Here is a 21,511-nt window from a genome sequence, read left to right on the forward strand (position 1 = left end):
GACCTTCTCAGCCTTCTCAGCCTTCTCAGCCTTCTCAGCCTTCTCAGCCTTCTCAGCCTTCTCAGCCTTCTCAGCCTTCTCAGCCTTCTCAGCCCTCTCGGACTTCTCAGCCCTCTCGGACTTCTCAGCTTTCTCTGCCTTCTCAGCGCTCTCGCCCTTCTCCACCCGCTCTGACGTTTCGGTTTTTTCGGTCAGTCTTGTTGTTTCGCTGCTATCCGCCTTGGCGGTCGAAGCGCTATTGGTTCGTTCGGAGTTCTGTGGAAGGGGAGCGCTGCGGTTTTCGGTGCTCGCCAGTTCAAAGTGACTGACAACGAGTTGGCCCGAGCGCCCGACCCTGGCGTCCACAAAAATTCGCCGATTAGGTTGCAGGGACTTCATCTGGCTGGCCGTCGCATTGGGCAGCGACAGTTCAACTCCGCCAGCCGTGATTTTTCCGCGACCGTCAGAGGTCTGAACCAGGCCTTCAAGCAGGATTCTGCTGGCGCTATTCTTGAACCGGTAGGTCGGATCTGCCGTGACGCTGGTCGGAACCAGTTCGCTGCCGGTCCATTGACCTCTGACCAGCGCCGCGCTGGCGTCGACCGCAGCGCTAACGGCAACCCCGCCGACCCGGGACTGTTTGCCTGAGGTGACGACTTGTCCCAGTGCGCCTGCTTGCTTGAGGTTCGGACTGGGCTGGACGCGCGTCGCGACCAAAGTGCCATCGGCGCCGGCGAGGGCGCTGACCTTGACGAGCTGGCCAATGGCCAGTCCCTTGCCCGGTCCGCGGGTATTTGGCCCGACAGCCACGTTTTGCCCGAGAACCTGAATCATTTTGCCGCCGTGCGACAGCTTGGTGATGGGCCCTTCAAGGGCGTTCAGAATGGCGATGTTTCGCGCTTGCAGTCCCTTGGGTGAATTGGTGGCGTCGATCGAGACTACCTGGCCGACCGCCAGCTTGTCAGCCGACGAGGGGTCGCCGTTTTCGTTGACCGGGACGCCATGGTCGAAATGAACTTCAACCCCGTTGACACAAACCGAGGCAAATCCGCTGACCACACCGACAATGCCAACCGACGCACCGTCGGCAACAGGGGCGCCGGTTCCACCGATGCCACCTCCTTCATCTCCGCCAAGGGCAGGGGAGCCCGTGCCGCCGATACCGCCGCCACCCGGTTCGGTATTGTGACCAATTGACTTGTCTGTGGCAGGGCTGCCGGTACCGCCAATGCCGCCGATCCCATCCCGTGCCTGATGGTTTTTTGCCGGGCGCTCGGGATCGACGCAAACCGGGGCGGACCAGGCGACCAGCGGGAAAGCGGCAACGACGAGTGACAGAAGGTACCGTTTCATTTTTCCGTGTTCGCTTCGCTGGCGTCGGTGCTGTAAAAATAGACGCCGCAGGTGAATCTCTTCTTCGGCCCGCTATTTGGCGACTGCTCATCACCATCGACTGGCTGAGCGGCCAGGGTGTGCAACTGAGTCAAGGTTTGCATGCCAAGTTTGGCGGCGCGAACGCGCAATTTTTCGACCTGGGCTTCGCTCAGCGAGCTGTGATGCACACTGCGCTCGAACCACGGGCTGCTCGTCGTCAGTACGTTGTCTGCTGCGGCCGCCGCGTGATCGCCGAGGTTGTGGCCGTAATACGCCAGCTTTTCTTCGACACCCTCTCTCGGGACAAAAGCGTTGCTGAGCAGCTCGACTTCGTCGGCTCCGTTGATTTTGACAACACCCAGTCGCAACCATTCGTCGAGTACCGAGCGCGGACGAATGTCCTGGCTGATGCTGGCCACCAGCGCTTCAAACGATGCCTCCCCGGCGCCGCGAGCGAGCCGGGACAGGGGGCGGGGCTGGCCGTTTTCATCAAGCCACTGGGCGCCGGTGATCCAGGTGGCGACGACTTGCGCGCTGAGCGATATTTTTGGCGGCAAATTTGCTTCGACATCGGGTAGTTCGCGCAAGCGTTTGACGTCCTTGCGGTGCACGCCGGTGATCAGGCTGATCCGGCTGTCGGTTGACGCCTTGTTGTCGAGCCGGAAATCGCGCTCTGCCACTTCGACGAAGACGCGTTTGAGGAGCTCGATCGCCATCGGCAACGTAATCTCGTGCGCCAGCATGACGCGGACAATCGGCGACAGCACGCGGTGAATCGCGGAGAGAAGAGCTGATCGTAGCGGTGAGTCTGACATCAAGGGGTGCCGTTTTTCAGGTGACGAGCCAAAGTGGCATCTGAATTCAGGTCGTCGCCGGGGTCGTGGGGAATTTCTGGTCAAGCGCCCTGTGCCGATCTTGCCGGGATCGGCGATCAGTCAGCACCAATCCTTCGCTGGTGCTGTAGGGCGGGAGGAGATCAGGCGACATTCTACGTCCCCGGTGGCGTTTCATGAACAGGGTTTGCAGCCAATCATCGGCGGATTCCTGGCGCACTTTCACGGCTTTCTCGATATCATTTGCGGAATAGTTTCCCACGTTTGTCTATGGAGGTAAAGCGTGGGAGCCTGCCGATATGCCGGACTCAAGCAAAGTAGGCTTGCTATTCGCCGTAACGGGTGTCGACCTGGACGCCCATCTTTTTCAGCATCGGTGTTGGCAGTTCGCCACCGGCACAAACGATAACCGCATCGTTTGGACGTTCGAGGATGTCATCGCCATGCTTGAGGGCGATGTTGTCCACGCCGATTTCCCGGACCGTGCTCTCGAGCAATTGTTCAATCCTGTTTTCTGCGATGGCCTCGGCCAGCCGTACCCGGTTTTTCGGCTTGACCCGGTCAAAGGCCTTGCCGCGGTAACTCAGTGTGACGTGCGTGCCGGGCTCGTTGGCGATGTCGAGGGCGGCCTCGAGCGCGCTGTCGCCACCACCGACGACCAGAACGTGCTTGTCCCGATATTGTTCCGCCTCGATCAGTCGATAGACGACCTTGGCTTGTTCTTCGCCTTTGGCGCCCAGTTTTCTTGGTGTGCCGCGGCGTCCGATGGCGAGCAGGACGCAGCCCGTGGAATAAGTCGCCCTGTTGGTGCGGACCGAAAAGATGCCATCGACCGGGGTGATTTCTTCCATGCGCTCGCTGAACTGGATGTTGGGTGTGGCTTTGTCGAGGATGCCTTGCCAGATTTCCATGAGCTCTTCCTTGCTGATTTCGCGGACCTTGATTTCGCCGATCAGCGGCAGGCGCATGGGGGCCGTCATGACCAGTTTGTTGCGCGGATAGTGATAGGTGGTGCCGCCGAGCGAGTCTTCCTGTTCGACGGTGACGTAGTTCAGTCCCGCTTCTTTGGCGGCTAGCGAGGCGGCAATGCCGGCCGGGCCGGCGCCGATGATCACCAGGTCGAAATCAGCCTTGCCGTGCTGCCGGCTGGTGATTGCCTTGACGGCATACGTGCCCTGACGAATGGCATTGCGGATCAGGCCCATGCCGCCCAGTTCGCCAGCGATGAATATGCCCGGGATGTTGGTCTGGAAGTCCGGATCGACCTGCGGAATATCCATCCCGCGCTTTTCCGTGCCAAAAACCAGTTTGATGGCGCCGACCGGGCAGGCGGGCGCGCAGGCGCCATGGCCGATGCAGTGCGTAGGATTGATCAGCACACCCTTGCCTTTGATGACACCCAGCGCTTTTTCCGGGCAGGCCCTGACGCAGGCGCCGGAGCCCATGCAGATCGACAGGTCGACGACGGGGTGCAGCGATGGGGGTTCGGTCAGGCCGGCTTCCTGGGCCTCCTTGAGGACGGCATGGTGGATTGCCGACACCTTCTTTTTTGCGCGCAGGTGAAAGGCGGCGGGAATCAGGATGAGCAGTGCCGGAAGCAGATAGTAGAGCAGGTCGGAGATCATTCGGCGGCGTTCGCAAGTTTGTTTTCGAGGGCGCTCACGGTACTCATTGGATCTTCTCCCGATTCGTGTTCGACGGTGGTGATTCCCACGGTCAACGGGAATTTTTGCCCAAATTTGAAATGCTCGAAGGCTTTCTGAATTTCGCTGGCGAGCTTCCCGGCGCTCGTCTCCGAGGTATTGGGCAGGAGAATCATGAAAGTAGAGCGATCCCACCGACAAGCCGTATCCGAGGTGCGCAAGCGATTGGCGATGGCTTCAGCGCACTGACACAACTGATTGTCTGACAGATTACCGGTTTCGATCTGCCCGACGCGGCAACCGATCAGCGAAAGGGGGAGCTGGTAGCGGTCGGAAATTGATGAGACATGGGCCAGTTCGGCTTCAAAGCATTCGGGCGACGGCAGTCCGGTCAGGGGGTCGCGCCGGATCATGCTGGTCTCCGGATTCGGCGGCGTTGAACGATGCGCATAACGTACGATCAAGGCGATCAGGAGCGAGAGAATCAGGTGTTCATCCAGTCGTTCGTGGTCGCTGGCCAGTTGCCAGGTCAGCACGACAAAAAAGCCGCCGAGCAACAGCCACAGCCGAAGCGGGAACTGTTGATAGCGCCAGGCCCACCATGCTGCGGCGAGGGGAGCCCAGAACAACAGCGTCGATGCCAGTTCCGAGGTTGGCTGGCTGGCGCCAAAGCGTATTCCCAGGCTGGCAATGACCAGCACGTAAATGGCAATGTCGACAGCCAGGCCGGCGTTGCTCTCGGCAACCGTCCACCCGGCCTGGTGGGCAATCCAGATGAGCAGGAGCGGCAGGCTGACGAGCAAATAAATCAGGCCGGTGCCGGTCGGCCAGAGTCGCTGGAATTCGACGCAGGCAATGACGAAGAGGCCGAGCAGGCCGCCCATTGAGCCCGCAGAGTTGATGCGGCTGGTTTTTGCCGACTGCGTAGGGTTTTCAGTCATTGTTGATTTCTCCCGGACGGCGTGCACCTTGCCAAGTGATTTTTTTGGTATTCTTGATTAAGTGTGAAATTTTACCTCGTCATGCTTCGACCCGGTAGTCTGTCGATTTTTCGGGCGCCGGGCGGGGGCGGCTCGGTGCCGTTAATCAGATTCAGGAATCCATGGATACAAGTGCGCTTGGCCCAATGACGGTGATTTCCCTGGAGGGAGAAGCAAAATCCTCCAGCGAGAAGGTGTTTCGCGGCGTCTGGCGAGTGTCGATCGCGCTGCTCGTCGGTCTGCTGGTTTTTCTCGCCTGGCTGGTCCGGACCGGAGAGCTATACGATTCCAACTCCGATTTCGCGTACAACATCGGCCTGATCGGCGGCCTGCTGATGCTCAGTCTGCTCCTCTATCCCTTACGCAAGCGGATTCATGCCCTTGAGCGTTTGGGAAAAATGGAGTCGTGGTTCAAGTTTCACATGGTTGCCGGGATAACGGGGCCGCTGCTGGTGCTTTTTCATTCCACGTTCAGAACCGGTTCGCTCAACGGTGCCATGGCCCTGTATGCCATGCTGCTTGTGGCTTGTAGCGGTGTGGTCGGGCGTTTCATTTACCGCCATATTCATCGCGGCCTCTACGGCAATCAACTGACGTTGGCGGGGGCTTCGGCAGAGCTCAAAGAGTGCGCCGAAAATGTACGCTCTGTTTTTGCCTTGCGGCCGGATATCGAGCCGAGGTTGAAGGCATTCCAGGATGCTGCTTTTGACCCGACGGGATCATGGCTGTCGCGCGCCTGGCGCTTCATGAATTTGCACTGGCGGAGCCGGCGACTGGCCAAGCAAATTCGCCGCGATGCCAAAAATGCCCTGCGCAAGCAGTTTCGCAAGCAGGGGGGCAGGCGCCGGGAAGTGATCGTCAACTACCGCCTGGCCCGCGAGCAGGTCGACCGCTATCTCGATTCCGTCGTCAAGGCTTCACAACTCTCCGTCTGGGAAAGAATGTTCTCCTATTGGCACATCGTGCATATCCCTTTTCTTTATTTGCTGGTTTTTAGTGGAGTCGTCCATGTTGTTGCGGTCCACATGTATTAACCGGCTGTTTTCCGGTCTGGCGCTGATCGCTGCCATCGTGTTTGCCGGCGGGGCAGCGGCGCAGTCGATCGAAAAGGTATTGATGCCCGGCGAAGTCATTACCGGGCACGCCAAGTACGAACACGAATGCGAACAGTGCCATCAGCGCTTCGACAAAAAGGCGCAAACCAAACTGTGCGTCGACTGCCACAAGGATATCGCCGCAGACATCCGCAGCAAGACGCGGCTGCATGGCAAATCCGACGACACCAATTGCCGGAATTGCCACACCGAGCACAAGGGGCGCAGCGCCGATATCGCACCCATCGACAAGAAGAAATTTGACCATTCAAAGACTGACTTCAAACTGCTCGGTGCTCACAAGGAAAGCAAGTGCGAGAGCTGCCACCTGGCCAAGCGCAAATACCGTCAGGCGCCCAAGCTGTGCAATGACTGCCACAAGAAAATCGACGACGAAAAGGGTCACAAGGGCCATCTTGGTACCAAGTGCGAGAACTGCCACAACGAGAAGAAGTGGACAGAAACCAGGTTCGATCACGAAAAAACCAAGTTCTCGCTGCTCGGCGGCAAGCACGCCGACGTCAAATGCAAGGATTGCCACGAAGACAAGACTTATCAGAAGACGCCGCTGACCTGTAACGGCTGCCACAAGAAGATCGATCAGGAAAAAGGTCACAAGGGTCGATACGGCATCAAGTGCGAGTCCTGCCACAACGACAAGGGGTGGAAGGAGATCGACTTCGATCACGATCACGACACCAAATATGCCCTGAAGGGCAAGCACCGTCAGGCCAAGTGCAACACCTGCCACTTGCCGGAAAAGGGAAATATCTATCAGTCAAAGCTGCCGACCAAGTGCTTTGCCTGTCACAAAAAGGATGACCAGGAAAAAGGCCATCGTGGCGAACTGGGCGAAAAGTGCGAGAGCTGCCATAGCGAACGTGACTGGAAGAAATCCGATTTCGACCATGATGAAACTGATTTTCCTTTGCGCGACAAGCACAAGGATGCCAAGTGCGATACCTGCCACAAGGGTGGAGTCAGCGGCCCCAAAGCCACGAAATTGAAGGTGGAGACCGCCTGCATCGCCTGCCACCGCAAGAATGACGACGAAAAAGGCCACAAAGGCCGCTACGGCGAAAAATGCGGCACTTGCCATACAGCCAAGGACTGGAAGACCAGCGTCTTCAACCACGACAAGGAAACCAAGTACCTGCTCAAGGGCAAGCACCGGGAGACCAAGTGCGATGCCTGCCATTTGCCCGAGAAAGGCAATATCTACAAAACCAGGCTGGAAGAGATCTGCATTGCTTGCCACAAGAAGGACGACAAGCACAAAGGCCAACTCGGCAACAAATGTGAGAGCTGCCACGACGAAAAGAAATGGAAGGACACGCCCTTCGATCACAACAAGTCGCGCTTCGCACTGACCGGCAGCCACGCCAAGGTTGAATGCAAAAAATGCCACCTGACGCCCGCCTTCAAGGACGCACCGCTGACCTGTAACGGTTGTCATGAGAAGGACGACAAGCACAAGGGTGGCTACGGCAAGAAATGCGAAACCTGCCACACCACCGGTACCTGGAAAACCTGGGATTTCGACCATGCGACGACGCGCTTCCTGCTTGACGGCGGGCACAGCAAGGTCGAGTGCAAGGAGTGTCACAAGGAGTCGAAATCAGGGCTGCGCAAGCCGGGCAGGGCGTGCATTGCCTGCCATGTGAAGGACGACGTTCATAACGGCGCATTCGGCAGCCAATGTGAGAGTTGCCACGTGGCGGCGAACTGGAAGAAAGTCAGGCGCTAGCAAGATGCATAATATGTGTGATAAATTCCCTCGTATTGAATTTTTGACTCCTATCAATGGGTCGCGAAATATGTGTTTCCTCAGCTTGTGCTGCGAACATTGATTAACCGGTTTTACGAGGTACTCTGCCTGTGAACTACCTTGCCCGTCTCCTTCTTGTCGCGCTGGCCGCCACTGCTCTCCTGTTCGGGCAGTGGGGCAGTGCTTTCGCGCAGACGCAAGCCGATGGGGCGCAAAACCTGAGTTTTGATCACAACGCTACTGGTTACATCCTCGATAACACCCACAAGCTGGTCAATTGCGAAACCTGCCACACGTCCGGTGTCTTCCGTGGCACACCGCGTGCCTGTGCAACCTGTCACGCTGGTCCCGGGGCAAGAGCGCCAGGCAAGCCAGCAACGCACATTCCGACTAATGCGGCTTGTGATTCCTGCCATCGTCCGGGTGCTACTAACTGGAGCGAAAAGCCGACCGGATTCATTCAAGGGGTATCAGGGCATGCCATCAATCCACAACTTGGAGTTACAGCGACCAATTGCCAGACTTGTCATAACGGCGCGTTTATCGGTGCAAATGCGCTGACCAAGCCGGCCACGCATATTCAAACATCGACTGCTTGTAGTACCTGCCACACCACGACTTCCTGGACGCCTGCCACCAATCCGCATGCCGGTGTGCAGCCAGGAACCTGCGCCACCTGCCACAATGGCGTCAATGCAACTGGCAAAATTGCCGCCCACATTCCGACGGCTGCTACCTGCGATACCTGCCACAAGAATTTCTCGACCTTTGTACCGGCCAGAATGGATCACTCTGGCTTGAACGGTCAGTGTTCGACCTGTCACTCAGGACGTTTTTCCTCGCTGAGCGCCCAAAGCAAGCCGGCGACTCATCTGGCGACCGCACAACAATGCGATACCTGCCACCTGTCAACGACATCCTGGGCGGTGGCAACGTTTGATCACGCCAATCGGCCTTCCGGCAGTGTTTGCACGGATTGCCATACTCCTGGTGGCTCGGGCTTGAGCAAGCCGACCAATCACGTACCGACAACGGCGGCCTGCGACACATGCCATACCAACTTTGTATCGTTCAGCCCGGCACAGATGAATCACAGTACAACGGCTGGTCAGTGTTCTACCTGTCACAGCGGCACTTTTGTTTCGGTAAATGCCCTCAGTAAGTCCGGTCGCCATATTCCAACGGTTGTTCAGTGCGACTCCTGTCACACCAGCGGATTCGTTTCGTGGTCGCCAGCGAGAATGAATCACACGGGGCTCGATGGGCAGTGTTCGAGTTGTCACAGCGGTGGTTACCTGCCACAGAATGCCCAGGCCAAGACAGCGACACACATTTCAACGACCGCCCAGTGCGACAGTTGTCATGCTTCTACCTCAACCTGGTCGACAGGTACTTTTAATCACGCCAACGCAAGCCCTGCGGCCGCCGGACGCTGTTCCACCTGTCATAACGGCTCAAACGCACTGGGCAAATCGATCAACCATATTCCGACGGCTGGGCAGTGCGATAGCTGTCACAACACGTTTACCTCCTTCTCGTCGGTAGCCATGAGCCATGCCGGTACGGCCGGAGCATGTAGCAGTTGCCACAACGGCAGTTTTGTTTTTGCCAATGCGCTGGCCAAGACAGGCGTCCATGTCCCGACAGGCGCTCAGTGCGATACTTGCCACACAGGTGGCTTTAACGCCTGGTCGCCGGCGGTGATGAACCACTCCGGCCTGAACGGCCAGTGTTCGACCTGTCACGGTGGCGGCTATGTTTCGCAGAATGCGCTGGAGAAGCCGCTGACCCACGTCACGACGACTGCTCAGTGCGACACCTGTCACGGGAGCACCACTTCGTGGGCTACGGCGACCTACAGCCATGATGCGTCGGCGATTGGCCGGTGCGATACCTGTCACGGTGTGACGGCGCTGGGCAAATCGGCACGGCATATTCCGACGGTGACGACTGCGGCGAATTGCGGCAGTTGTCACAACAACTATGCTTCGTTCAAGCCAGCGGCGATGGACCACGCTGCTACTGGCGGGGCGGCGTGCTCGACTTGCCACGGCGGCGCCTATGTTTCCCAGAATGCACTGGCCAAGCCGGCTACCCATATCCAGACGTCGGCAACTTGCGATAGCTGCCACGGAAATGGCAACGGCTTCACATCCTGGGCCTCCGGTTCGTTCAACCATGCTGCAGCATCTCCATCGGTTCTCGGTCGCTGCACCGATTGTCACAACGGTGTCAATGCCCAGAGCAAGTCCACGGTCCACGTTCCAACCAGCAGTTCCTGCGAAAACTGCCACGGGACGAGCTATAGCGCCTTCAAGCCAGGCAGGATGAACCATGCGGTTACCGGCGAAGCCTGCGCAACCTGTCATGGTGGGGCCTACGCCGGCCAGGGCGCGCTCGCCAAGCCCACCAACCACATTCCGGGAACCGGGGCTTGCGATACTTGCCATGGAACAGGCAACAATTACACGTCCTGGGCGCCTTCCGCGATGGACCACACCGGCCAGACGCAGTGTTCCACCTGCCACAGTGGTGCTTATGTTGCGCAAAACGCCCAAGCGAAACCGACAACCCATCAGTCGACGAATGCGCAATGTTCGGACTGCCACACGTCAACGACGTCGTGGCGGGTGGGCGCCGTGCAGAATCACGCCTTGCTGACGCCACCTGTAGCGATGGGCGATCATTCCTGCAACGGCTGTCACAACGGGACGGCGGGCAAGGGACTCTCCAAGCCGAGTACGCATATTCCGACGACCGGTTTCTGCGATACCTGCCACACCAATTTCAATACTTTCGCCCCGGCCAGTATGAGCCATGCCGGGATTACCAGCGGCTGTACGAGTTGCCATGGTGGCGCCCATGTTTCCCTGAATGCTCTGGCCAAGCCGACCAGTCACATTCCGACCAGCGCTTCCTGCGAAAGCTGCCATGGCGCTACGAGCTTCACGGCCTTCAAGCCAGCCAGCATGAATCATACGGGTACGACAGGGCTGTGCTCGACCTGCCATGCGGGTGGTTTTGTTGCGCTCAATGCTCTTCCCAAGCCGACAAACCACGTCAGTACGAGTGCGCAATGTGATAGCTGCCACAGCTCGACAACAGAGTGGACAGGTGCGCGATATCCTCATACAGGCGCAACGGGGACTTGTTCGAATTGCCATGGCCATAGTGGCACGGTTACGGTGCTGGGGGCGTTGGCCAAACCACAAACAGGTCATGTGGCGACGACTGCGCAGTGCGATACCTGTCACAGATCGACGACCGCCTGGACGGGGGCAACCTATGCCCACGCGGCAAGCGCGGTCGGCACTTGCTCGAACTGTCACAACGGCACCACTGCGCCGGGGAAACCGCTTGGGATGGGGCATATCCCGACAACCGTCCAGTGCGATACCTGTCATAAGAATTACACCGCTTTCAGACCTGCCAGCATGAGCCACGCCGGGACCGCCGGTGCTTGTATCAATTGCCATGGCGGTGGATATGTTTCTTTTAATGCCCTGGCCAAGCACGGGACACACATTACGACCTCTCAGTCTTGCGATACCTGTCATGGAACTACCGCCTGGAAGCCGGCAGTCAACTTCCACGCAGGTGTCGTAGCCGGAACTTGTGTGACATGCCATAACGGGACTAATGCAACAGGCAAGAATCTCACTCATATTCCGACAACGTTGGCTTGCGATACCTGCCACCTAACTTCGGATGCGCACTTTGCTCCAGCGCACATGACCCATACCGCCACTATGACCGGCCAGTGTTCAAGTTGCCACGGCGGCAACTATGTCAGTGTCAATGCACTGGCCAAGCCACTGACGCACGTCAGCACGACGGCCCCGTGTGATACCTGTCACAAAATCACTACAACCTGGACCGGGGCGGTCTATACCCACCCGGCCACGGCAACGGGGACTTGCTCAAACTGTCATAACGGGTCGGTACTGGGAGCGCAAGGCAAGAACGTTGGCCACATCGCGACAACAGCGCAGTGCGATAGCTGCCATAAATCGATGACCGTGTGGACGGGCGCAAGCTATACCCATGCGGCCTCAGCCGTTGGAACCTGTTCCAATTGCCACAATGGGTCGGCTGCTCCGGGCAAAACGACCGGGCATATTCCGACGAGCAGCCAGTGTGACAATTGCCATAAGAATTACACGACGTTCAGGCCTGCTTCGATGAGCCATACCGGAACGACAGGGCAGTGCCAGACATGCCATAACGGCGGATACACGGCGGTCAATGCTCAGGCCAAGAATACCGGCCACCTCGTTACGAACGACTCATGTGATTCATGCCACCGCACGACAGCTTGGCTACCGGCCAGTTTTGCGCATACACCTGCTCAGTTGGCAGGCAAGACTTGTGTGAGCTGTCATAACGGTACGACAGCTACGGGCAAGCCTGCGCTGCATATTCCGACGTCTGAAGCATGTAGTGTTTGCCACCGTACCGGAGGGACCTGGATGCCTTTGATCACGCCGTATGCCCATACCGTAGTCGTGGCAGGTTCGTGTGCAAACTGTCATGTGATTAGTTATCCGGGCATGTCTTACAAACCGCTGGCGAATCACGTGCCGACGACAGCCAGTTGTGATGCCTGCCACACCAGGACTGGCTGGACTACCCTCGCTGCCTTCAACCACGTTGGTGCGACGACTTGCCAGACCTGCCATAGCGGAATGTATGTCGGCGTCAAGGGTAAACATACTACTCATATCCCAACCACCCTTGCGGGCTTGCCTGGCAATGAATGTTCGCTATGCCACGTGGGTACGACTTCATTTACGACGGTATCCAGAATGAATCACGGCAGCATCCAGACGAACTGCAAGACCTGCCATGCCAGTACGACGACATACGACGTGGGTGGTGCAGAGAAAATCAGGTTGGGTGGTCACGAAGGTTCAAAGGCGACGGATGACTGTTCGCAGAGCAGTTGTCACAAACCGCTGGGCAGAAAGGGAACGCCCTACACAAAGTGGGACTGATGGTTACAAGTTCTTTTCTGGCTGCCATTGATCTCTTAAATCTCTAGGTAAGCTCTTTAGCGGTTGTTACTGATATTGAAGGTGGAAATGGCTGGGCTAATCTTTAATAATTCCGTGAATTTGGCGAGGGTGGCGAAAATTGCCCGGTTTTTCCTGGCCTTTTCTTTGCTGGCGAGCACCAATGCCTTTGCTGCGATCATCGAAACAATTGATGTTGCCCGCGTCGGTGATCAGGCCGAGGTAACGATCCGCTTTTCGACGGAGATTCAGTACACCCGGCATACGCCCGATGACGAAGGGAAGTTCCTGCGCGTATTCTTTCGGCTAACCAAGCCCGGTTTTTCCGAAAGCGAGTTGATGCAGGAAGTTCGACGGTCGCCCAAGAATGATCTTCTTCCTCCGTTCACCGTTGCTTATCCCGAGCTGGTAAACGGCATGCTGATTACCTTTGCCAAGCCAACAAAGTACATTGTCCGCGCTGGCGACGACAGCCGAAGCATCGTCGTCATGGTGCCGGCACCACCGGCCAAGGTAAAGGATGTTGTTGCTACTCAGAAAGCCAAGAGCGCTGATGCGCCGGCACCCGTTGCCATCGTCACGCCAGCGGTAGCGCCTGTTGCGGCTGATGCAACCGTTCCCCCCGCAGTCCCTTCGCAGACGCCGGATGAAAACAAGCCCGAGGCTGCTCCAGCGTTGTCGACGGAGAAAGTCGAGGAGATGGCCCATGCCTTCCTGCTCGACGGGCAAGAGGCTTTCGAAAAAGGGGATTTTCCGAAGGCCATCAATCGCATGAACCGCATCCTGAGTCTGCCGCAAAACGAGCGGACAATGGCGGCCCAGGCCCTGATTGGAGAGGCGCGCGAGAAGAATGGCGAAATCGCCAAGGCCCGTGCCGAATACGATCTCTACCTCAAGCTTTATCCGAACTCACCTGAAGTGCCGAAAATCAAGCAGCGGCTCGCCGCATTGCCTGCTGTCAGCACCATCCGTCGTCCGACGGCGCGCGTTGTTCGTGACGACAAGCCGGCAGAGTGGATGGTCAATGGCAGCCTCTCGTCATATTTTTTTGCCGGACAATCGAAGCAGGATAATGGGCCGATGAAGCGCGATCAGGAATCACTGGTCTCTTCGGTAAATCTGAGCGCACGCTTGCGCGATTCCGTGACCGATACGCGTTTTGTGTTTCGTGATACGGACAGCCGGAATTTCATGCGGCCAAGCCGGAACTACAACCGTATCTATTCCGCTTATGCCGAGCGTACTGATCGCGAGATTGGTTATTTTGTCCGCGTTGGCCGCCAGAATCCGAATGGTTCTGGGGTGCTTGAGCGTTTTGACGGGATCACTGGCAGTTACAACCTGACACCAGACTGGAAGGTGGGGGCGGTTTATGGCGAAGCTGTCGAATTTGGTTCGCCGTTCAAGAAGAATTTCTACGGTGGCAGTGTTGAACTGGCACCGCAGGTTTCACGGCCGGGCGCAAGCGTCTACGGTATCGAGCAGAACATTGACGGGATTTTGAACCGCCGTGCCGTTGGTTCAGAGCTTCGTTACTTTGATGGTCAGGTTACGGCTTTTGGTTTGCTTGACTATGACGTGCTCTACAAGGGCCTCAACATCGGCATGGCGCAGGCCAACTATCTAGACAAGTGGGGCAACAATTACTTTGTTTCTTATGATTACCGGCAAAGTCCGACCTATAGCCTGACCAATGCACTGGCTACCTCAGGCTATACGACGGTTACCGATCTGGTTAGTAATGTTGGTGTCAGCGGAGCACGCCAACTGGTTTCAGATTCGACGGCACTGTCCACGATGTTCGCTACAGGGGTGACCATTCCGCTTGGCGAACGCTGGCAATTCGGTATCGATTACCGGATGTCCGAAATATCAGGAACAAATGCCACCATTCCACTTGCCCAGATGTGCAAGGAGATTCAGGACGACGCCAACCCGAACGATCCGCTTTGCGTCGATGGTCCGCGCGGAACGCTCCGAATTTCGGAAATGGGGATTTGCCAGGTCGATAGTTATGACTTGATTACGCGGACGTGTCGCGCTACTTCGGATGCATCGGGTCGTACGAACATGTATTCGGCACAGGCTATCGGCACCAACCTGTTCGTGCCGAATGGGGTTGGGGTGGCTTATCTGGGCTATATTGCCGGCCCGAACTACACCGGCCAGAACCTTGGCCTGAGCTATATCTACCCATTTTTGGAAAGCTGGCGCCTGGAAAACAATGCCCGATACTACAGCCAGCATAGCGATAGTGGTCAGAACATGACCCAGTTTTCGCCGAGCATGAAACTGGTCTACCAGTGGCGGAACAGTTTGTCTCTCGAAGGTGAAGTTGGTTACAGTGAGTCGAAAAACACAGGGACGACCGATAGCAAGAACAGGCGGGAATATCTCTATCTCGGTATCCGCTGGGACTATCGCTAGCCAACACTTATTCTCCGGCTCCTCGGCTGAATTGCTGGCAACTTCCGGGTTGCCAGATTCATTTGGTGCCCCATCAACACTCAAAATAATTCGGTGATCCTCATATGACTTTTGTTTACATCATTCTGGCCAGTGTTGCGCTATCCCTCCTCGTACTATGGGGGCTTGGAAAATATGCAGCCAACAAATCGACCACTGTTGAAAAGGTCGATGTTGCGTCCGCATTGCGCGAGTTGCTGTTGGCCAGGGCCGAAGGACGTATCGATCAGGCCGAATTCGAACGGCAGCAGGCGGTACTCCATGCGGCAGTTCTTGACCCGGCTCAGGCGCAGGCGGGATTTCAGCTGCCCGGGAAAAAGCTTGGCCTGATTGCCGGCGGGGTGGTCGTGGCAATTGCCGTCGCTGCCATCTGGATTTCCTCGCCCTCCAGCGATAGGCCGAAGACGGCTGCTGTCAGTGCGCCTGCTGGTTTGCCGGAGGAAAAGCATAGCGCTCAGGCCAGCAGCGGTGGCGACCTGAATACGGTCGTCAAGAAACTGGCCGACAAGATGGAAAAAGACCCCAACAACGGCGAAGGCTGGTTGTTGCTGGCCAAGACCTACAGCGAGCTGCGCCGCCACACTGAGGCCGATGCAGCCTATGCCAAGGCGTCGGCACTTGTCACGCTGGATGCCCAGACGCTGGCTGACTGGGCGGATGCGCACGTGATGACCAAGGATCGCCAATGGGATGACGAGGCGAGAAAGATCGTCAAACGTGCCCTGGCGGCTGATCCCAAGCACGTCAAGGCGCTGGCGCTGGCGGGTAGTGAGGCTTTTGGTCGTGCCGACTACAAGGCCGCCATCGATTTCTGGAAGCGCATGAAGGCTGCGGCGCCGGTAGATTCGATGGATAGCAAGCTGGCGGATGCCAACATTGGCGAGGCCAATTCCATGCTTTCCGGCAAGAAACCTGCTGCGGCTGCAGCGGTAGAGCCGGCTGTAGCCATCGGCGCGGTGGCCGGGGTGGTTACGCTGAGCCCGAAATTGAAGGGCAAGGTTTCTGTCGACGATACGCTGTTCGTCACGGCCAAGGCGCCGGATGGCGCCGGTGCCCCGCTGGCCGTCTGGCGCTACAAGGGTTCGGATTTTCCTATCGAGTTTCGACTCGATGACAGTTCAGCCATCATGCCTGGACGGACGATCTCGCAGTTTTCCGAAGTGCTCGTGACAGCCAAGGTGTCGAAGAGCGGCAGCGCCGAGCCGGGCAAGGGCGACCTGCTGGCAAGTCCGGTCAAGGCTAAACTCGGTAATACGACACTGGTCGTCGAATTGAACGTCGAGCGCTGATCGGGCTTCTAGGCTGGAAAGTGCGCCGGGAACAGCGGCGCACGGCCAGTGGCCAGGTAATTCTTGCAGCGCTCAATGTATTCCTTGGTGCTTTTCGGCATGGCCGTTCTGGCCCGGGAAACGTAGAAAATCAGGTCGCGGCCCTGGCGAATCAGCTGCAGGCCGTCCGACAGGTTGTAGGTGAACGGGGCGCTGTAGACGGCAGGCCCGGTCAAAACGGTGAGGTCGGCGAGGCGTTCGCCGGCGGTGACCATACGCGCCCAGACGTCGAAAATGTCGCTATCCGTGCGCAGGGTTTCGGTCTTGATCTTGGCCGCAATAGCCAGGTCGCGGACCGGCGCTTCGATGTCGGAGAAGGCCGGAATGCCGCTGAAATTGTCGATCATCGCGTTGGATATCAGGTCGATGTCGCGCAGGACCTGACCGATTTTGATGTAGCGGCTCTCGTAGAAGTCTTCGAGGGGAATCGAGAAGGCGCGGAAAGGTTCGCCCCACAGTTCGTCGATGCCTTCTTCGCCACTCCGGTGCATGACGCAACGACCGAGTTCCATGGCGTCGAGCAGGCATTTGCCGCATTCGCGCATGAGCGGATTGTCGCTGAGGATTTCAATGCCGCAGGCCTGCAGTTCGACCAGCTTGCGGAAAATATCGGCTGCCCGGTTGAACAGGGCGCCGGCCAGCATGGCGCCCTTGACGCGCTTGCGCGCCGGGTCGGCTTCCGCTTCGTAGTTGGTGCGCGCCTCGTGGAGACGGGTACCGGGAATGTTGAGGCCATGCTCGGTGTGGTTGAACAGGCGCCGGGTCAGCGCATCGATCAGCTTTTTCTTGGCTTCCAGCGTGTCAGCGGGGACCGGGTAGGTCTTGATCCAGTAGCCATCGTAGAACACGCGCTCCAGCCCGTCGATAATGCGACGGGTGCCTTCGGGCGGGGTGTCGGTGGTGCTTGGTACTTGGGCCAGTTGGTGCGCAGTGGTCATGATCTTCTACAGAAAAGCATTGCTACGGCTCGGTCAAGTATTGCTGATTAATGGCCGGTCTGTCGTTCACCGTATACCCGTTTCAGGGTATTGGTTGGCGAACAGGGAATTGTACCGTGACCAATAGGCCTTTTGGCGTATTCGACGTGTCGAGTTGCAGGAGCGCGCCATGCAACTCTGCAATGCGGGCGACGATGGCCAGCCCGAGGCCGCTGCCTGGCTGGTTTCCCTGGTTGAGACGGTGGAAGCGGCGAAGGACGGATTCGCGCTCTTCGACGGGAATGCCCGGGCCGCTGTCTGCAACCGAGAACGCGATGAAGGCATTTTTTCGCGTTACATCAACGCGAATCTGGCCGCCTTCCGGGGTGTAGCGAACGGCGTTGTCGACCAGGTTGCGGATCAGCACGCCCAGCCACTCGGCTTGCCCGGTGACCTGGCTACCGGGTGTTGCGGTGAGGTCGAAATCGATATTTTTGGCCAGAATCTGCGGGCCAAGGTCGGCGCAGACGTCTTCGGCCAGCCTGGCCAGATCGACGGCTTGCGGGTCGGGCAGGCCGGATTCCGGATCAAGGCGGGCCAGATGCAGCATCTGGTCGACCAAGTGGGCGGCACGCGTCAGTCCGTTCTGCAACTGGTTCAGCGAACGGTCGCGCTCTTCGTCGTCACGGGCGCGCTGGGCGACCTGCAACTGGGCCTGCAGCGCGGCGAGCGGGGTACGCAGCTCGTGCGCGGCGTCGGCCGTGAAGCGGCGTTCGGATTCGAGGGTGTGTTCGACGCGCTGGAATAGGCCATTGAGCGCTTCGAGCAAGGTGCGGATTTCTTCAGGCGCGGCGGCCGGATGCAGTGGCTGCAACTGTTGCGGGTCGCGGCTGGCGATCTGGCGGGCGATGCCGTCGAGCGAAGCGAAGCCTTTGCGGGTGGCAACCCAGACCCAGAGGCCGATCAATGGCAGGCCGAAGAGCGCCGGAAAGAGCAGGCGCCAGGCGATGTGGCCGATCAGCTCATCGCGGATGTGGTGGTTCTCGCTGACCTGAACCTGCAGGCTGTGGTCCTCGTTCCACTGGCTGAAATGCCGCCAGTGGCCATCCGGGTCGTTTTTGGTCTCGGAAAAGCCGGTTTCCACGGTCAACGGGAATTTTGGGGCATTTTTTGAACGCATCAACAGCGTTCCATCGGCGCGCCAGATCTGGAAACGCAGGCGACGCTGGTATTTATGGGTGGCTTCGCCAAGATCCTCGATATCGTCGCCCTCGTCGTGGCTGGCCAGGGCGAGCAGGGTCTGGGCGGCCTGGCTCAACTGGGCGTCGAACAGCTCGTCGACTTCATGATGGGCGTCGATGTAGCTGAAAACCATGGTCACCAGCCAGGCAGCGGAGACGCCGCCGAGCAACAGGCCGAGCAGGCGGCGGCGCAGCGAGAACCAGACGGTCGTTCCCGTGCCGCTCATTTCGGGATGGTGTAGCCAACGCCGCGCAGGGTGCGGATCAGGTCGCCGCCCAGTTTCTTGCGCAGGTGGTGGATGTGCACCTCAAGGGCGTTGCTGTCCGGTTCGTCACGCCAGCCGTAGACCGATTGTTCGAGCTGGGTACGGGTCAGAACGCGGCCGGCGTTTTCGAGCAGCATCTGGAGCAGCGAATACTCGCGGCTGGACAGTTCGATTTCCTGGCCGGCCAGCGTGACGCTGTGGGCGGCCAGGTCGACGGTCAGTTCGCCGTGAGTCAGCAGCGGTGCGGCGCGGCCGGCACTGCGCCGGGTTAGGGCGCGGATGCGGGCGCTCAGCTCGTCGAGGTCGATGGGTTTGACGAGATAGTCGTCAGCGCCGGCATCGAGGCCGGAAACCTTGTCGCCGGTGGCGTCGCGGGCGGTCAGGATAAGGATGGGAACGGTCAGTCCCCGAGCGCGGGCACGACTGAGGACATCCATGCCGGAAAGACGGGGCAGGCCGAGGTCGAGGACGACCAGGTCGAAGCTCTCGCTCTGCAAGGCCTGGTCGGCGGAATTGCCATCGCGCAGCCAGTCGACCGCGAAACCGGCCTGGCGCAGGCCAACGGTCAGGCCGTCGCCAAGTTCGGGGTCGTCTTCGACAAGCAGAATTCGCATGGGCGGATTCTATCAGTTAGCCAACCACCAGCTGGCGGCGGCAACCCAGACCAGCAGGAAGATGGCGGCCAGAGGCCGGGCAGACGGGATGGCTTCTTCCGGCGAACCTTGTTTGTGTCCGGTAATCATGGCGCGCACGAGGTTTTCGCCGTGCAGCAGACTGCCCGAGATGACGCCGGCGACGTGGATGAAGACGACGGTCAGCATCGTCGCCGCCAGACCTTCGTGCAGGTCTTCCAGCCATTCACCGCCGATTTCGTTGTACATCGCCCAGCCGACGAGGCCGGTGGCGATACCGAGGGCGAGCAGCAGCACGATGGCCCAGCCGCCTGCCGGGTTGTGGCCGGTGTGGTGATCCGGTTCGAGGCGGATCAGGCTGCGCAGGTAAGCGACGACGGAACCCGGACCACGGACAAAATCGACGAAGCGGGCGTAGCGCGAGCCGATGAAGCCCCAAGGCAGGCGAAAGAGCGCGACGGCAATAACGACTGAGCCAGAAAAGGCATGCACGAGCCGCCAGGTTTCGCTTTCGGAGGTCAGCCAGGCGACGATGAAACCGCCGACCATGAGGCAATGGCCGAGGCGGACCGGCCAGTCCCAGACAAGAATGTTTTTCATGATTTACTCCCGCAGTTCGCGGATGGTGATGTCGTGTTCGCTATAGCTGCCCTTGGCGGCGCCGGGGTGACAGGCTTCGCAGTTGGCTTTCGATTTGACGCGCTGATCGCGCCAGTATTTGGCCGGGATTTCGTCATGCTTGCGGATGAAACGGGCGGTCTGGGTGATGCGCGGCGGATTGCCGGCATTGCCCAGGCGGCTGGCGTTGCCGGCATTGCGTTCGAGAAAGGCCGTGATTTCCTGCTCGGTTTTCCGGTCGACCGTGGCATCGCTGCCGAAATGCTCGCTCAGGCCAGCCATCAGCTTGCGCCAGTCGTTGGCCTGCAAGAGGGCGGGCTGGTAGGCGATGTGGCAACTGCTGCATTCGGACGTGAAGCTGGCCGGGGCGTTGGCCGGCATCGGCAGGCGGTCGGCCAAGGCCGGGAAGGCGCTGCCGAGCAGGGCTATGAGGACTATGTGTTTCATTTCAGCGTACCTCGCTCAGGTAAGTGACAAAGTCGGCCTTCTCGGCCGGCGTGCAGGCGCGGCCGACGACTTCTTTGCAATTGCGACCGAACCACTTTTCGACCTTGGCCGGGTCGCTCAGGCGATCCGGATTGGCTGCGACGGCCAGCGGCTTGATGGTCTTGCCGGTCACGGCGTGCTGGCCAGCATTGAGCGGGCTGTCGGTGTGGCAGCTGGTGCAGCCCGGCATCTTGTCGTTGATGGCAAAACGCTGGCGGAAAAAGGCGTCGCCGCGTTTGGCCGAGGGCGTGAAGCCGGCCTGCTGGCTGGCGGCTTCGGTGACATAAATCTGACGAATCTGCTGCGGCGTCTCGGCATGGCAGGCCAGGCTGGCGAGCAGCAGCGCTACGGCGGGGATGGCTCTCATCATCGTTCTCCTTTTGGTGTTGATGGAGAAGGAGTGTAGGGAGCGAGTCTTAAAGGTGGCTTAGGCGAAACTTAAGCAGGGATTAACGCTAAGATTCGAGCGAAAGGGGGCCCTTGCGCCCTGATCCGTTATTCAGGAATGCATCACTGGAAACACGCAATGAAACTTCAGGATCTGCCGATGGGCGCCCGTTTTGAATACGAGGGCCTTGTTTATGTGAAAACCGGGCCGCTGACGGCTTCTTCAGAGGCCGGCGGGCAACGCATCATTCCCCGCCACGCTGTGCTCAAGCCGCTCAATCAGCCTGCCAATGAAGGCAAGGGCCGGCTGGAAGGGGCGGTGGTGCGCAAGGCTTTCAACGCCTTTTTCGAGACTTGCGACCGACTGGTCGGCGAAGCCGGGCACGCTGAACTGGAACAGGCGCGGCAGCGTTTCCTGAAAGCGATTGATTAGCGGAATTCCACGGTCAACCGGAAAAAAGGCAAAAAAATGGAAGGCATCTGCCTT

16 protein-coding genes are annotated in these 21,511 nt (G+C 58.7%); 6 read left to right on the forward strand and 10 right to left on the reverse strand.

The window, feature by feature from the left end:
- The 4 genes from WBK19_RS16465 to WBK19_RS16480 form a co-directional block, all read right to left on the reverse strand.
- On the reverse strand, nucleotides 1-1,332 hold a 1,332-nt coding region (locus tag WBK19_RS16465), incomplete at its 3' end, for a DUF5666 domain-containing protein (protein WP_511291637.1).
- The gene (locus tag WBK19_RS16470) at nucleotides 1,329-2,168 is read right to left on the reverse strand and encodes a DUF6502 family protein (protein WP_511291639.1); all 840 of its coding nucleotides are present in this window, start codon (nucleotides 2,166-2,168) and stop codon (nucleotides 1,329-1,331) included. The genes WBK19_RS16465 and WBK19_RS16470, both read right to left, overlap by 4 nt.
- A gap of 344 nt (nucleotides 2,169-2,512) precedes the next feature.
- On the reverse strand, nucleotides 2,513-3,811 hold the full coding sequence (locus tag WBK19_RS16475; protein ID WP_511291641.1) for an NAD(P)-binding domain-containing protein: 1,299 nt from the start codon (nucleotides 3,809-3,811) through the stop codon (nucleotides 2,513-2,515).
- Nucleotides 3,808-4,770, reverse strand: a complete 963-nt coding sequence (locus WBK19_RS16480; RefSeq protein WP_511291643.1) for a diguanylate cyclase domain-containing protein — start codon at nucleotides 4,768-4,770, stop codon at nucleotides 3,808-3,810. The genes WBK19_RS16475 and WBK19_RS16480 overlap by 4 nt, the downstream gene beginning before the upstream one ends.
- Nucleotides 4,771-4,931: 161 nt before the next feature.
- Between WBK19_RS16480 and WBK19_RS16485 the strand changes: the two genes are divergently transcribed.
- From WBK19_RS16485 to WBK19_RS16505, 5 genes are all read left to right on the forward strand, one after another.
- The gene (locus WBK19_RS16485; RefSeq protein WP_511291645.1) at nucleotides 4,932-5,843 is read left to right on the forward strand and encodes a hypothetical protein; all 912 of its coding nucleotides are present in this window, start codon (nucleotides 4,932-4,934) and stop codon (nucleotides 5,841-5,843) included.
- On the forward strand, nucleotides 5,818-7,650 hold the full coding sequence (locus WBK19_RS16490; protein WP_511291647.1) for a cytochrome c3 family protein: 1,833 nt from the start codon (nucleotides 5,818-5,820) through the stop codon (nucleotides 7,648-7,650). Before WBK19_RS16485 ends, WBK19_RS16490 begins: the two co-directional genes overlap by 26 nt.
- A 131-nt stretch (nucleotides 7,651-7,781) precedes the next feature.
- Complete coding sequence (locus tag WBK19_RS16495) at nucleotides 7,782-12,665, forward strand: cytochrome c3 family protein (RefSeq protein ID WP_511291649.1); 4,884 nt, start codon at nucleotides 7,782-7,784, stop codon at nucleotides 12,663-12,665.
- A 129-nt stretch (nucleotides 12,666-12,794) separates the two neighbouring features.
- Nucleotides 12,795-15,110 (forward strand): tetratricopeptide repeat protein, encoded by a 2,316-nt coding sequence (locus WBK19_RS16500; RefSeq protein WP_511291651.1) that lies wholly within the window; start codon nucleotides 12,795-12,797, stop codon nucleotides 15,108-15,110.
- Between the two features lie 104 nt (nucleotides 15,111-15,214).
- Nucleotides 15,215-16,438, forward strand: coding sequence for a tetratricopeptide repeat protein (locus WBK19_RS16505; RefSeq protein WP_511291653.1), 1,224 nt, complete (start codon nucleotides 15,215-15,217; stop codon nucleotides 16,436-16,438).
- A gap of 8 nt (nucleotides 16,439-16,446) precedes the next feature.
- On the opposite strand, the gene WBK19_RS16510 is transcribed toward WBK19_RS16505, so the two are convergent.
- The 6 genes from WBK19_RS16510 to WBK19_RS16535 all read right to left on the reverse strand — a co-directional run bounded on the left by WBK19_RS16510 (nucleotide 16,447) and on the right by WBK19_RS16535 (nucleotide 21,007).
- Entirely contained in the window at nucleotides 16,447-17,415 is a 969-nt protein-coding gene (locus tag WBK19_RS16510) for a hypothetical protein (RefSeq protein ID WP_511291655.1), read from the reverse strand.
- An 82-nt stretch (nucleotides 17,416-17,497) separates the two neighbouring features.
- Entirely contained in the window at nucleotides 17,498-18,862 is a 1,365-nt protein-coding gene (locus tag WBK19_RS16515; protein WP_511291657.1) for an ATP-binding protein, read from the reverse strand.
- The gene (locus WBK19_RS16520) at nucleotides 18,859-19,515 is read right to left on the reverse strand and encodes a response regulator (RefSeq protein WP_511291659.1); all 657 of its coding nucleotides are present in this window, start codon (nucleotides 19,513-19,515) and stop codon (nucleotides 18,859-18,861) included. The genes WBK19_RS16515 and WBK19_RS16520 overlap by 4 nt, the downstream gene beginning before the upstream one ends.
- Nucleotides 19,516-19,527: 12 nt before the next feature.
- Nucleotides 19,528-20,133 (reverse strand): cytochrome b/b6 domain-containing protein, encoded by a 606-nt coding sequence (locus WBK19_RS16525; protein WP_511291661.1) that lies wholly within the window; start codon nucleotides 20,131-20,133, stop codon nucleotides 19,528-19,530.
- A 3-nt stretch (nucleotides 20,134-20,136) separates the two neighbouring features.
- Nucleotides 20,137-20,598, reverse strand: a complete 462-nt coding sequence (locus WBK19_RS16530) for a diheme cytochrome c (RefSeq protein WP_511291663.1) — start codon at nucleotides 20,596-20,598, stop codon at nucleotides 20,137-20,139.
- Nucleotide 20,599: 1 nt separating this feature from the next.
- Nucleotides 20,600-21,007 (reverse strand): DUF1924 domain-containing protein, encoded by a 408-nt coding sequence (locus tag WBK19_RS16535; protein WP_511291665.1) that lies wholly within the window; start codon nucleotides 21,005-21,007, stop codon nucleotides 20,600-20,602.
- 156 nt (nucleotides 21,008-21,163) lie between these two features.
- Here WBK19_RS16535 and WBK19_RS16540 point away from each other — a divergent pair, with 156 nt between their 5' ends.
- Nucleotides 21,164-21,457, forward strand: a complete 294-nt coding sequence (locus WBK19_RS16540) for a hypothetical protein (protein ID WP_511291667.1) — start codon at nucleotides 21,164-21,166, stop codon at nucleotides 21,455-21,457.
- The last annotated feature ends 54 nt before the right edge of the window (nucleotides 21,458-21,511 follow it).

The sequence above is a fragment of the Azonexus sp. genome, from assembly GCF_049652925.1.
In the GTDB taxonomy this organism is placed as follows: Bacteria; Pseudomonadota; Gammaproteobacteria; order Burkholderiales; family Rhodocyclaceae; genus Azonexus.

Bases quoted from the DNA above. Each gene is read 5' to 3' on its own strand.
- WBK19_RS16470 (WP_511291639.1), bottom strand. From the start codon at position 2,168: ATGTCAGACTCACCGCTACGATCAGCTCTTCTCTCCGCGATTCACCGC.
- WBK19_RS16485 (WP_511291645.1), top strand. From the start codon at position 4,932: ATGGATACAAGTGCGCTTGGCCCAATGACGGTGATTTCCCTGGAGGGA.
- WBK19_RS16490 (WP_511291647.1), top strand. From the start codon at position 5,818: ATGTTGTTGCGGTCCACATGTATTAACCGGCTGTTTTCCGGTCTGGCG.
- WBK19_RS16475 (WP_511291641.1), bottom strand. From the start codon at position 3,811: ATGATCTCCGACCTGCTCTACTATCTGCTTCCGGCACTGCTCATCCTG.
- WBK19_RS16515 (WP_511291657.1), bottom strand. From the start codon at position 18,862: ATGAGCGGCACGGGAACGACCGTCTGGTTCTCGCTGCGCCGCCGCCTG.
- WBK19_RS16520 (WP_511291659.1), bottom strand. From the start codon at position 19,515: ATGCGAATTCTGCTTGTCGAAGACGACCCCGAACTTGGCGACGGCCTG.
- WBK19_RS16530 (WP_511291663.1), bottom strand. From the start codon at position 20,598: ATGAAACACATAGTCCTCATAGCCCTGCTCGGCAGCGCCTTCCCGGCC.
- WBK19_RS16480 (WP_511291643.1), bottom strand. From the start codon at position 4,770: ATGACTGAAAACCCTACGCAGTCGGCAAAAACCAGCCGCATCAACTCT.
- WBK19_RS16540 (WP_511291667.1), top strand. From the start codon at position 21,164: ATGAAACTTCAGGATCTGCCGATGGGCGCCCGTTTTGAATACGAGGGC.
- WBK19_RS16510 (WP_511291655.1), bottom strand. From the start codon at position 17,415: ATGACCACTGCGCACCAACTGGCCCAAGTACCAAGCACCACCGACACC.
- WBK19_RS16525 (WP_511291661.1), bottom strand. From the start codon at position 20,133: ATGAAAAACATTCTTGTCTGGGACTGGCCGGTCCGCCTCGGCCATTGC.
- WBK19_RS16535 (WP_511291665.1), bottom strand. From the start codon at position 21,007: ATGATGAGAGCCATCCCCGCCGTAGCGCTGCTGCTCGCCAGCCTGGCC.
- WBK19_RS16505 (WP_511291653.1), top strand. From the start codon at position 15,215: ATGACTTTTGTTTACATCATTCTGGCCAGTGTTGCGCTATCCCTCCTC.